Source organism: Halanaerobium sp. DL-01, assembly GCF_003338615.1.
In the GTDB taxonomy this organism is placed as follows: Bacteria; Bacillota; Halanaerobiia; order Halanaerobiales; family Halanaerobiaceae; genus QPJE01.
In genome coordinates this window covers 1-13,613 of sequence record NZ_QPJN01000040.1, presented here as the reverse complement: position 1 = coordinate 13,613, position 13,613 = coordinate 1, and the positions used below count along the sequence as shown (strand labels likewise).

At 29.8% G+C, this 13,613-nt stretch carries 9 protein-coding genes and 2 pseudogenes; all 11 read right to left on the bottom strand.

The annotated features are described in order from the left end of the window. Positions 1-282: 282 nt before the first annotated feature. Positions 283-433 (bottom strand): annotated as a pseudogene (locus tag DER71_RS10740) (IS3 family transposase); the annotation flags it as partial. Between the two features lie 36 nt (positions 434-469). Further along, entirely contained in the window at positions 470-1,912 is a 1,443-nt protein-coding gene (nhaC, locus tag DER71_RS10735) for a Na+/H+ antiporter NhaC (RefSeq protein ID WP_114474626.1), read from the bottom strand. 223 nt (positions 1,913-2,135) lie between these two features. Then, the gene (locus DER71_RS10730; RefSeq protein ID WP_114474625.1) at positions 2,136-3,497 is read right to left on the bottom strand and encodes a GlmL-related ornithine degradation protein; all 1,362 of its coding nucleotides are present in this window, start codon (positions 3,495-3,497) and stop codon (positions 2,136-2,138) included. Between the two features lie 14 nt (positions 3,498-3,511). Next, entirely contained in the window at positions 3,512-5,755 is a 2,244-nt protein-coding gene (oraE, locus tag DER71_RS10725) for a D-ornithine 4,5-aminomutase subunit OraE (RefSeq protein ID WP_114458747.1), read from the bottom strand. Between the two features lies 1 nt (position 5,756). Further along, positions 5,757-6,122: an ornithine aminomutase subunit alpha gene (locus DER71_RS10720; protein ID WP_114458748.1), complete on the bottom strand. Its 366-nt coding sequence runs from the start codon at positions 6,120-6,122 to the stop codon at positions 5,757-5,759. A gap of 3 nt (positions 6,123-6,125) precedes the next feature. Next, complete coding sequence (ortB, locus tag DER71_RS10715; RefSeq protein WP_114458749.1) at positions 6,126-7,544, bottom strand: 2-amino-4-oxopentanoate thiolase subunit OrtB; 1,419 nt, start codon at positions 7,542-7,544, stop codon at positions 6,126-6,128. 2 nt (positions 7,545-7,546) lie between these two features. Next, the gene (gene ortA, locus DER71_RS10710) at positions 7,547-7,852 is read right to left on the bottom strand and encodes a 2-amino-4-oxopentanoate thiolase subunit OrtA (RefSeq protein ID WP_114458750.1); all 306 of its coding nucleotides are present in this window, start codon (positions 7,850-7,852) and stop codon (positions 7,547-7,549) included. 17 nt (positions 7,853-7,869) lie between these two features. After that, positions 7,870-8,916, bottom strand: a complete 1,047-nt coding sequence (gene ord / locus DER71_RS10705; RefSeq protein WP_114458751.1) for a 2,4-diaminopentanoate dehydrogenase — start codon at positions 8,914-8,916, stop codon at positions 7,870-7,872. Positions 8,917-8,997: 81 nt separating this feature from the next. Continuing rightward, positions 8,998-10,071 (bottom strand): alanine/ornithine racemase family PLP-dependent enzyme, encoded by a 1,074-nt coding sequence (locus DER71_RS10700; RefSeq protein WP_114458752.1) that lies wholly within the window; start codon positions 10,069-10,071, stop codon positions 8,998-9,000. A gap of 74 nt (positions 10,072-10,145) precedes the next feature. Continuing rightward, the gene (locus DER71_RS10695) at positions 10,146-10,604 is read right to left on the bottom strand and encodes a GNAT family N-acetyltransferase (protein ID WP_114474624.1); all 459 of its coding nucleotides are present in this window, start codon (positions 10,602-10,604) and stop codon (positions 10,146-10,148) included. A gap of 552 nt (positions 10,605-11,156) precedes the next feature. Beyond that, a pseudogene (locus DER71_RS12570) lies at positions 11,157-12,619 on the bottom strand (sigma-54 interaction domain-containing protein). Between the last annotated feature and the right edge of the window lie 994 nt (positions 12,620-13,613).

The window sequence follows — 13,613 nt, the reverse complement described above, 5'->3', positions numbered from 1 at the left end:
TGTGCCCATAGTTATCTAAATTGATCTCCAGCCAGGCTGGCCTGATATTATTAAACTTATCCTGATAATTCATAATTACATCTCCCAGACATATTAATTTTCAGATTTGAAAACTTAATTTAAAAATTATTAATGAAAGTTATCTTTAAGAAAATATTATTAATCTATTATTTGAATATATCTGAATAATTTACTTAAGTTGTCATCTGAAATAAATTCTAATCAATTTAAAATATCTTTTTGCCTCTTTGAATTCAACAGGACTTAATACCAGAATAGCAAATTGCTGCTATTAGTACTTTTACTTTCGGTTTCTCTATTTGCTTATATTACTGTAATAAGTAGAATAATTAAAACCAACAAAATTTAAAACAATAGAGGTTTTATATCCTTTATTTATCCACTTTGATGGAATATGAACTTTGAAAACTATCAAAAACTTACTTTATATCCAATTCTGTTAGGAGGCTTATAGAACTGAACCAGATTTTTGACTTTTATTTTCTTTATTCTGTCCAGTTTTTTCATCAAAATGTTCAATTGTAATACCTAAAAATCCAAATATTATAGAAACTATAGGTGTCAACCATAAGAAAAATGCGTAAGGCGCATAAGCAAATGTAGCTACTCCTAAAGTACTACTCATAAAAGCACCACAAGTATTCCATGGAACTAAGGCACTAGTTAAAGTCCCACTATCTTCTAAAGCTCTAGATAAGTTTTTAGCTTTTAATCCTCTATCTTTATAAGCATTGGAATACATCCTTCCAGTTACTACAATAGACATATATTGTTCAGAAAGTACTACATTCATACCAATAGCTGTCATAATTGTTACAAATATAAGTGAACCATCACTCTTAACTTTTTCTAAAATCCTAATAACTATAACTTTTAATTGATTTGTCTTTTCCATTATACCCCCGAACATCATAGCCGTTATAACAATAGAAATTGAGTATAACATATTAGTAAATCCACCATTGGTCAATAATCCATCAACCGCTTCAACCCCACTATTACTTACATAACCACTATAAGAAGCAATTAAAATATCACCAAAATTATTTCCTTGTAATATAACACCTAATAACATAGCTGTAAGTATACCCATTGAAATACCTGGAATAGCAGGTATTTTTTTATACGATAAATATATTACTAGTAAAGGCGGTATAAATAAAAATAATGATATATTAAATTGTCCTTGTAAACCCACCAAAATTTCATTTATTTGTGCTAAATCTGCTGTTTCTCCCAGAGTAAGCCTGAATCCCAAAATTGTCTCAATAATTAGGACTATTACATAACTTACACCAGTTGTATAAACCATATGGCGAATATGGGTAAACAAATCAGTACCTGCCATAGCAGGTGCAAGATTTGTTGTATCAGATAAAGGTGACATTTTATCTCCAAAATAAGCACCAGACAAAATAGAACCAGCGACTATTGGTAATGGCAACCCTAAACCTGATCCAACTCCCATTAATGCAATTCCTATAGTTCCTGCAGTCCCCCATGAACTACCTGTAGCTAAAGTTGTTATTGAAGTAATTAACATTGTAGCTACCAGAAAAAACTTAGGACTTAATAATTGTAATCCATAATAAATCATAGTTGGTACAACGCCACTTATAATCCAAACTCCAACAAGTACACCAATTATTGATAGAATTATAACTGCCTGCAGAGCTTGAGTTATTCCTTCCTTCATTCCGTCTTCAATTTCTTCCCATTTATATCCCGCTCTGATACCCATTATAGCTGCCATAAAAGCCCCCATAATCATTGGTACGTGTGGAGCAGTCTCATATACAACTATAGCAAAGCCAATAACTACAATTAAAAATAATACTGAAAATAAAGCTTCCCATAAATATGGATCCCTTTTTTCTCTATTTTTTAGCATATAACCACCTTTTTAAATTTTTTTGGATTGGTTTATAAAATATTCTTGATAATCATAAATTTTCGAAAATAATTATTTTGGGAATTGTATTTTTGAATTAAACTAATTTAAGTTGTAATAATTTTAATTTTATAAATTTATTTTAGTTGACCTTAAAAAATTTTATTTCAAACAATATTTTAGCTTATCTTTAATGCATCTTTAATTCAATTAGAACTACTGTTTAAATAATCCCTAATGATTTTTTCATTAGTTTCACTGCAGCTTCTGGATATTTCTTGGCCATTACTCCACAAGCTGCAAAAATATAGTTTTGATCAATTAATACATCTGCTTTCATCCCCGGATAAAGTTTTTTTTGCACATTTTTAACACGAATATTTGCAAGTATCTTTTTGTTTTTTTTCAATTTAGTTAAGGCTCCCCCAGTACCAATAATATATTTTACTCCTGTTAAATCTTTACCTTTTGCAGCTGCTGTTCTACCTGAAGGACCATAAATTTCTTTAATTTCTCCGGCATGTCTATTTAATGCCCTATTCACTGCTTCTTCAGTTAATAATTCTATTAACTTTATTTCTTTTTTATTTTGTGGTATAGGTTTTCTATTTTCTAAAATATCCTGAATCTCAAATCCCAATTTTTCTTCTATTTTATTTATCCCTATTTCGTTAATTAGATTTTTTGCGTTAATAAAAACTCCAAGATCACCCTCAACTGTTCTAATAGCTGTGGGTTCAGGACTAATCATTATATCCTGGTATTCTTTTGTTCCCTCTGTAACTGAATGAAGATCTGTTGTTGCACCACCAACATCAAAAATAATTAAATCTCCAATTTCCTCCTTTAATAATTTAGCAGCATTCATAACTGCACCTGGTGTAGGCATAATCGAACCAGTAACCATTCTATCAATTTTTTCCATGCCAGGTGCATGAACTATATGTTTTTCAAATGCATCTTGAATTATTTTTCTAGTAGGTTCAATATTAAATACATCAATTTCTGGATATACATTATCAACAATTAGTAATTTGGTTTGGGATTCTGAAAATATTTCTTTAACTTCCGTTTGACAGACTTTATTCCCTCCATAAATTAACCAAATTGGCAAATCAAGCTTTCTCAACATTTTTGCGTTATGAATAATAGTATCCTCATCACCATAGTCGACACCACCAGCCAGAAGAATAATGTTGGGCTGCTGTTTTTTTATCTCTTCTAGCTGATGTTCTTTTAATTTACCCGCCGTTACCATTTTAATAACAGCTCCAGCCCCAAGTGCTGCATATTCAGCTGCTTTAACTGTCATATCATGCACAAGTCCATGAACAGTCATCTTTAAACCACCTGCAGCACTACTTGTAGCTAATAAATCATTCCATTTAATATCATCTAATCTCAAATTGCTTTTAAGATTAGTTATCGCATTTTTTAAACCAATCGTTACATCTCCATCTAAAACAGTTGTGGGGGCCTGACCCTGTCCTTCAAAAACTGGGTCAGCACTACTTAAATTATTAAATGCGTTAATCACAGTGGTTGTACTTCCTATTTCGGCAACTAATAAGTCTACTGCAGCCATTATTTCCTCCCTTATTATTCTTCAGATTCTTCTTTAACTTCAGATAATTTGTCTTTGAGTATTCCTTTGCGCTTCCATCTTTCTTTAACAATAAAACTGGCTACATCTGTTCCATTAGTCCCTGGGCCAAAACCAGCGTCCATTCCAGACTCTAAAGCAATATCATTATTTACCTGTGTTCCTCCACTAACAAGGATTAAATCATCTCTTATACCTTTTTCAATACAAAGATTATTTAATTTTTTCATATTAGTCCTATGAATATCATTATGTGTTATTATAGTACTAATTAATACTGCATCAGCATCTATTTCTATAGCTGCATCTACAACCTTATTAATTGATACCGAAGTTCCAAGGTATTTTGTCTTTATCCCAAACTTTTCTAAACCACCATGTTTTATATCAATTATTTCTCTCATTCCAACTGAATGTTCATCATTACCAACAGTTGCTGCAACAACTTTCATAGGATTATTTTTTATCTCGTTTCTGATTATATCCTCATCTAAGTTTTCTTCGACCTCTGGAATTTCTAAATTATCTAAGTCAATTGAAAAATCGACTCTTCCTTTTACTTCTAGTAATGTTCCTTCTGCAGGATGCATTGTCCTACTATGAATAACTTCAGGGTTTTTTAAGCCCATATTTTTAACAATCTCTAGACCAGCAACATTAGCTATTCTTTTTTCTATTGGTAAAAGCATAGTAACATTAATCCAGCCATCACCAGCCCATTCAACCTCTGGTTTTATTTTACCGTCTTTACGAAATTCCTTTGTTTCTGCCAAACGTTTTTCCACATTATCACTGGCGTCAAGTTCATCAATATATTTTATTTTACTGTGGTCATGTAGTGTACAGCCCCCAATTAAATCACAGGGTTTTTCTATCTCATTTGGCAAATTATTATATCCAAAATGTTCACATACAGGTGCCATATATTCTTTATCTCTTTTTACTATTGTGCCAGCACCAACCCCTCCCTCAATTTCTCTGCTAATTCCATCTCCATTTCTAGCAGGATAATATCCAGAATCAACAAATAATCCATCTTCAACAGCTTTATAATAACCACCTTTATTAATTATCTCTTCCATAAATAAAATTGCTCTTTCTTTCAGTTCTCTTGCTTTCTCAGAAACGTAACCATCTTTTTTTAGTTCTATCATTTCATTTAATCCATCTAATCCCAAAAATGTTTGTTTTGCTGTGTTTACTGCCTTAACATTATTATAATGCCAGGGCACATTACGGCCCTCATCTGGGGTGATAGTACTTTGAATATCAGCTGATGTTAATTTTGATAAAAGAATATTTAATACATGTAATACAGTTGCTTCTCGTGTATCAGATGTAATATATTTTGTATTCTGCTGGGCTCTAAATTTAAAGCCCTCAAATAATTCTCTTAATGCTACTGCATATGGAAGGTCGTATTTTAATGCAGGAGCCGGTGTTCCTGTTGGAGGAACAGTAGATAAAGCAATATTTTCTTTAGGCATACCTGCTTTTATAGAGAATAGTGCGTTGATTGCATGCTGTACAAAAAGCTCAGGCATAACTTTCCATGCATCACGAGCTGTAGCATTAGCATTATGTGCCCCATCAATTTGTAACATATCAGCACTTGCCATTATTTTCTTTGCCACTGCAGCATCTACAAATGATCTCTGCATATTTACATTTCTGTAAAGTACATTATATTGTGGATCCTGATGTGCACCATTTACTCCTTCTTCTGCAAACATAACTGCTATATCTGGGCCAGCTACTCCACTAACATAAGAATGAAAATTTAATGGACGACCAACCTCTTCTTCAATCATATCTAAAGCTTTTCTAGTTGCTCTAATTTGTTTGCGGCTAATTGGCACCCCGCCAACACCCTCAGGAGTACCCTCAATTAAGCCGTCATAATGACTCTGACCAGCGGTCCTAATAACCATTAGATGATCTGCACCATGCCAGGCTGCCATTCTCATCCTTCTTATATCATCTTCAAATCTTCCAGAAGCTATTTCAGTTGTAATTACAGGTTCTGGTTGTGGATCAATGTCATTAAAATAACTGGCGGATGGTAGGGGAACACTATTATTTAATAAAGTATCCGAAATATCAGAGTAAGTAAATTTACCAACCTTCTTTTTGTTCTGAGTTTTCGGTCTCCATTTCCAGCCTTTTCTTTTAGGTTTATAATCTTTAATATTTTCCAATAGTTTTTCTATATCTATTTTTTCATCTGCTTTTAAATCCACTTTATTCACCTCCAAATAAATTTACTAATGAATCATCAAACTTACCATCTGAGATTTCTATACCTGCTTTATGAATATCCATATTTTCTCTTTTAGCTAATTTTAAAATCACATTACCAGCACCTTTGCCTAAAAGATTTTTACTATTAATTTTATTTACTATAGCTTTTGCTTCTAAACTATCAAATCCCATTCGCAGCAGAACTGATCTTTCAATAGAAGGTGAAGTATATTCATCAGCCATATTTATTAGAGGATCAACAATTTTTTCAGCTAATTCCCAAAATTTTTTATTTAATTGCTCATTATTTAAATTTTTAAACTTTTGTCTTTTCTTTTCAAAATCATCTTTGCGTTCTTGTACCATAAATTACACCTCCACATTCATTTCATTTAAAGTATCTTTAACAAACTCATAATCTGTATTTGTTTCTTCAATTATATATTCCATATCTTTTTCTGATAATTTATCTACTTTATTAAATTCTATTATTTTCTTTATGTGAGATTTTTTTAGTTTTACAACATCTAAATCTTGTGCTTTGATTTTCCCCGGTGAGTCTGGAATTATTATTGATTTTCCTGGAATTTCTTTGCGCGGATTTCCCCTTTTAACTTCTATCCCATTTTTTTTAGCAAAAGTAAGCTGTGCTGTGGGATGTTTACCAGCACCAGTATATTCTGTTTCTTGTACTACTAAAATTTCATCTTCATCCATTTCTTGAGCAATCGAAAATGCTGCTGCAAGTGACGTATTACCAGCAGGTCCTCTCTCAATTCCTTCTATCTGAGCCAAAGCTTCAGTTATATAAAAAACCTCTCCTTGTGTTACCGTGACATATCGATCAAGATATCTAATTGCTCTAGCAGCACTACGCGGAACATCACTTCTATCTGGCCAGGTTAAAAATGGAATACCAAATCCGGTATGTCCTGTTGTAAATGATTTTCGATTGAAATCTTTATCACTAGCCATGTGTAACCCAGACAAATCAACACTTGCAGCTACAATTTCTGTATCTTCCGCTCCTGCCTTATTTATTCCTCTTGCTGTTCCAGTTAAATTACCTCCCCCAGCATTAGTAACAATAACTTTTTCTGGGAATTTACCTGTTTTTTCTCTAATTTCTTCTGCTAACTCATAACCTAACGTTTCTACCCCAGCTATTCCAAATGGTGTATATAGTGATGCATTAAAATAATCAGTTTCTTCTAAAACTTTTAAAAATGTATAAAACAGTTCTGGGCCAACACTTAACTGCAGTACTTCAGATCCATAAGCTTCACATTTGCGTCCCTTTTCTATTATTTCTGGCTGTCCCGCTCCTGTACTATCATAAACTTCCTGAATAATAATTGGTTTAAGTCCTCTTTTTACTGCCTGTGAAGCTACTGCCGCTCCATAATTGCCACTTGTTGCTGCTACAACACCTTTATAACCATTTTTTTTAGCATGATAAACAGAAACAGATGCTCTTCTTGCTTTAAAACTACCTGATGGATTTGAAGCTTCATCTTTCAAAAAAATTCTGGCTCCTTTTCCCTCTGGAGCTAATTTGCGTGCAATTTTTGTTAAATTTTTTAATTCATATACAGGAGTATTACCAACATCACCTTCTTCCTGAATTTTTATTATTTCATTTAAATCATAACCTGTTTTATTCATCATTTTTTCATAATTAAAACCTATCCCATCATATTCAAATTGAGTATAATCTATCCCCACTGCTTTTTTCATAATTTCATTATTTCTGCTCATTACAGCTTCATAACTCATATCTTTTCCCATTTTTACTCACTCCCTTCCAACATTTTTTTCAATTCTCTTCCAATAGGTAATAATTCTTTTACTACCTCTCCATAATCAATTACATAAGTTGGAGATATATCAATTAATTTACCTTCAATTTTTCTTCCTATATAGGTTTCAATAGTTACTTGATCATTTAATTGTGCCTCATCATCAATTAAAAAACCTCTAACTTTTAATTCAAGAGGAACTTTTTTGGTTTCTTCTGGTAAATTTTCTGATCTTTCATCAGCTTCGAGTATAATATTATGAATCTGAACATAGTCACCTTTTTTAGCTTTTTTCATATTATTTCACACTCCTCTTACTTAATTAATTCTCTCATATCCCCCATAATTGCTCTTGGAACAGGTAAATCAATCATTGTTTTTAAACCTGCATCAGCATTTATAATCTGAGGTATCATATTAACACACATTGCAACTGTTCCAATACCACCCGGAACCTCAGGCTTGATTGACATCTTAATATCTGGATTACCATTAATATATATATAATCACCAGTTTCAACATTTTCTTCTTGTGGTTCAACCTGTTGCGGATGGATCATTTCTATTCTTTTTTGATCATTTACTATATCACACGCTTCCATTCTAACACCAGCAACTTCACCTGCTTTTACACTAATATTTGGAGCATTACGATCCACATTAGAAATTATAGGAGTTATTTTTTGTTTTATCGGATTCTCGGATTTCCAACCTAATGCATCAGTTATCATTTTAATAGATTCAGCAAAACCAACATGTCCAGAAATAGTATTGTTTTCAACACCCTCTTTGAACTCTTCTGCAGTTTTACCTACACCCTGTTCTTCCATAACTGCTGGTCCAAATGGTGATAAATTATTAATTCTTTCTACTTTAATATTATCAACACTTTCACAAGCACCAGTAAGTAAAATAACTAATAAGTCCATTATTAAACCTGGATTAATTCCAGTTCCTAATAATGAAACATTATTTTTTTTAGCAATATCATCTAATTTTTGAGCTAATTCTGGTGATTGGGCTTGAGGATATGCCATTTCCTCTGCTGTCGAAATAACATTAAGTTTATTTTTTAAGCATAACACAATTTTGTCATATGCTTTTTTAACAAATGAATCAGTAGCTATTAATGCTACATCAGCTTCAGTTTCTTCAATAATTAATTCTATATCATCTTTAATAATAACTTCCGGGTTATCACCCTGTTTAACATCTAAAACTTCATATATACTTTTAGAAACTTTATTTGGATCTGAATCACAAACGCCAACTATATCTACTCCTTTTTTCTTAAGCAGCATCTTTGCCATTCCACTACCCATTTCTCCAAATCCCCAAATTAAAACTTTAATATTTTCCATTTATTATACCTCCTAAGTTATTTTACGTTACGTCAAAATAATACACTTTCTGGTTTATCAAAATAATACACTATGTAAAATTTATGTAATATATATTTTATCAACATACTTTGATGTGAAGGCTTTTAGGAGGGCACCATAATTCATATTAAACTTTATGGAATCACCTATTTTTAACTCTTTTTCTGAATTAGTTACATCAACTATAAGATGATCACTACTTCCATCTTCAATTTCTAAACCAGCTAAAAGTGGTGTTAGTCCGGCTATATCTATGTCTTGTCTTCCAACAGCAAGTATAGCTCGTTTTCTTAATCCTGTTTTTGTAATCACCTTTTTTTCTCCAAAAGCATTTTCAGCTCTTTCACCTTTTGGTTGAGCAGGTTTTATTTTTAGCTCAACTATTTCTGCTGAAAGAAAAAATGTGTCTTGGTGAGCTTCAAAAAATCTTTCTCTATTAAGAACATTATTTCCTAAAAGAATAGTTTCTCCAACCCGCAGCTGATTAACTCCTTCAGGAAATCCATTATCTTTTAAAAGTGGTAATGAACTACTATTACCTCCTGATATAATGTTTAAATTAAACTTAAATTTATTATAAATTTCTGTTTTAAGATCAATTAATATTTTTAAATTTTTATATGTAGGTATAACTCCACCAAAACAAGCTAAATTTGTTCCTAAACCTATTAATTCAATCTTATCAAAATTAATTATCTGCGAAACAGTGTCTAAAACTTTATCAGGCATTATTCCTTCTCTTCTATCTCCAACATCTACCATTAATATAATTTTATGATTTTTGTTTAAATTCTTTGCAGCTTTATTCAATTGTTCAATAACTTTTATTTCAGAATTTAAACTTATATCTGCAAATTTAACAACTTTTTTTACTTCACTTAACATTGGTATCCTCAACAACATTAATGGTATATCTTCTTCTATATTCTCCTTTAATTTTTTAATATTGGATATTCTAGAATCAGCTAGACCTTTTACTCCACCTTTTAGCATAGCTTGAGCAACTTTAATATCAGCACAACTTGCTTTGCCTACTCCATAAATTTCAACTCCATTTTTTTTAGCTAAATCAACTATATATCGTGTGTTTTCTTGTATTTTTTTTGTATTAATTGCTATATATGGGCTATTCATTATTTCACCAGCTTTCTTTAATGTTGATCAAATTCTTATAGTTTAATTATGATTTTTACTAAAAATCTTTAAATTTAATTCAATTCATATTCCATCAAAGTAACTTTATCACCATAATAATCAACTATATCGATTATCTTCCAATTTTTTTTTACATAAAATCCTTCAGCCTCTCTAGTATATAGATATAATTTTTCTATTCCAATTATTTTTGCTTCTTTTAAAATTCTCTCAATAAGTTTAGTGGCAATCTTTCTATTTCTATAACTTTCTAAAACAAAAACATCGGCCAACCAAGGACTTAGATCTTTTCTAGTGTTCATATCATTCTCTACAATAGAAGCAGTCCCTACAGCTTCATCATCAACAATTGCTATAAATGTAGTTGGAATTTTTTCTTTATTCAATCTATTGTTAACTCTTTTTTCCCAAACATCGATACCATATTCATAATTATGGCCCCATTGTTCATATAGCCAATCAACAACTTTAGAAATATCATTTTCCCGATCAGCAAGATACTCAATGTTCATTATTTTGATCTCCTTTTATATTTTAGAATCTTATAATAAATTTCAATATAAAAACATAGCTTTAAAATTACTATATCTTTTAATTTTTATACTTTCCGGTTTTAAAATAATGCATCTCTTATTCCAAAACTTATAAAATCATTTAAATAAAATATTAAAAATTTAAATTTTCATTATTTGTTTGATAATTAAAATTTATTTTAAAAATAAGAATACTGATAAAACAGGGTCCTTTGGAGTTAAAAATGATCATTTAAAATTTTTATGAATTTATATTTAAATACTAAAATGTATATTGTTTTTTTTAAAAAAATATTTTTTATCCAAAAAAAAGATAGCAATCGATTTATTAATTTTATAATTGCAAAATATTTTGCGATAATAGACAATTATTTTGCAATAATAGTTAATTTTCTGATAAACTAAGAATCTATGTTTAATAAAAAAATAAACGGTTAAAGTCTTTTAAAATTTAAAGACTCTTCCGTTTAGATTAGATAATTTTATATTTTTTATTTTACAATTAAGATAATTATTTTCACTTTATATAATTTAATTTAAATTATATTTATCTATTTTATATTGAAAAGACTGTCTACTGATTCCTATACGTTCTGCTGCTTTGGTAATATTGCCATTTTCTTTATTTAATGATGTTTTTATTATATTTTTTTCAATATTTTCTACTACTTCAGACAATGGTTCATTACCAGTAATTTTATCAAAATTAATAATTTCAATTTCTTTTTTCTCATGCTTATCATTATAATTAATTAAAAATGGCTTAATATCTTTTTCTTCTATAACTCCTTCCATTCCGATTAGATTAAATGCACCTTCAATTACATGTTCTAACTGTCTAATACCACCAGGCCAATAATAATCAATAAATATTTTTTCAACATTATCAGTAATTCCTTTTATATTATAATTAAATTTTTTATTAAATTTATTAATAAAATGTCCTACTAAAATAGGTATATCTCCCTTTCTCTCTCTAATGGGCGGCAGGTGAAGATTAACAACCGCTAATCGATAATAAAGATCTTCTCTAATCTCATTTTTTTCTAATACTTCAAGTGGATGTTTATTAATGGTAGCCATTATTCGAACATCAATTTCAATTCTCTTATTTCCGCCAATGGGTCTAATTTTTTTTCCTGTAAAACTCTCAATAACTTCGCCTGTAACTCTTTTGGCATAGAATTTATCTCATCAAGTAGTAAAGTACCTCCTTCTGCTCGCTGAAATAATCCTTTTCTATCAATTGCTCCAGTAAATGCTCCTTTTTGTGTTCCAAAAAGTATACTTTCTAAAAGATTAGCAGGAAGAGCAGCACAATTTTGAGCTATAAAAGGTTTATCACTCCTTTTACTCTTATTGTGTATACTCTGTGCTAATAATTCTTTTCCAGTTCCTGTTTCTCCAGAAATTAAAATAGCAGAACTAGTTTTAGCAGCACGTTTTGCGTATGAAATAATTTCTTTTAAAGCTGGATCTTCACCAATAATGTCAGAAAAGCAATATGATGTTCCATTATTTAATTTTTTTTGCTCTTCCTTTTCATATGATTCAGTTTTAAATTCTAAAACTTGCTCATATAATTTTTTTAACTCTGTTATATCTTTTGCTATTTCTAAAGCTCCAATAAATTTTTCGTCTAATTTTATGGGAATTGTTTCATTAATAGTTGTAACAGTTTCATTTTTATAATTTATATATGTTTGTTGTTTAAGAGGTGATTTTTCTTTTGTTTTTAAAGTTTTCATTAAAGTACTATTTTTTTCACTTAATTCTGGAAATACATTTAATAAATTTTTGTTTAAAACTTTTTTTCTATTTTGATTTTCTAATTCTGCCATTTTTTTATTATAAAAAATAGTTTTTCCTTTATTATCGATAATATGTATCCCTTCATCTATCAAATCTAGTATAGTTCCTAAAATTTTTTTATAGTTTTCTTCATTATTTAATTTTTTGCTTGTATTACTTTTTTTAACACCATTAATTAACATAAAAACCCCCTCCTTGTAAGAATTTATTTAAAATTTATAATTAATATTTATTAATTATAATATATCAAACACATTTCTGAAAAATTGATCTAAACTACTTCCACGTAAGACTTGAAACTCTATGTGCTTGTTGTATATGATAATCTGGAAATAATTTAAAATTGACCCGTCTAAATAGATAATATAACCTCTTCATATTAAAAACAAAAATTATGGATGGGTGAAAAAGATGATGAGATTGAATGAAAAAGTCAATATTCTAATTAATAGGAGTTTCCCCAAAATTTATTTTCAAGCTGCAAAAAGGGGGCTTTAGTCATCAATGAAATTTTTAGATTTATCTAAAACTCAATTCGGGTGTGAAATAGGGCACACTAATCAATGAGTCCTCCTGACTCATGATTAGCTCACTCCATCCTGCAGTTCAACCCTATTTCTTCCTTCATTTCGTTAAGATTCATTGACTAAAAATTTCAATATTCCTGCATCTCCCCTTTTTGCAGCAGTATATAAAAAATGGGGAAAGTCTATTCTAATTAAACACTTTGTTGAGGGACAATCAATAAAAAAACGACCTGAGAGTCAGAACTTTCAAAAAATACAGTTAAAGAATATAGCAGAGATCATGAAGAAAACTATAAAAAAAATTTTAGACTACAATTTTAAGCAATCCCAGAAATTTAAGAGATATTCCTACATATATTTAGGTAAATCTTTAAATGAATAATAAAAACTTAACTATTGATGACTGTTGGAAAAAATATTTTATCATACTTTCTTTGATTCCTCAACTGAATTATATCAAAGAAAGCTTATCATCTAAAGGATTGAATTATTATTAATCCAGCTAACAACTTATTTTTATAAAAAGTTAATACAAATAATAATTGGACCAGGAAAATTCCTAGTCCATGTTCTCAAAGTTTATTCAAATATAATTCAACTTGTGAAAATAGTTTCATTTTTTAGTATAATTAATTTAAAAATTAATTTT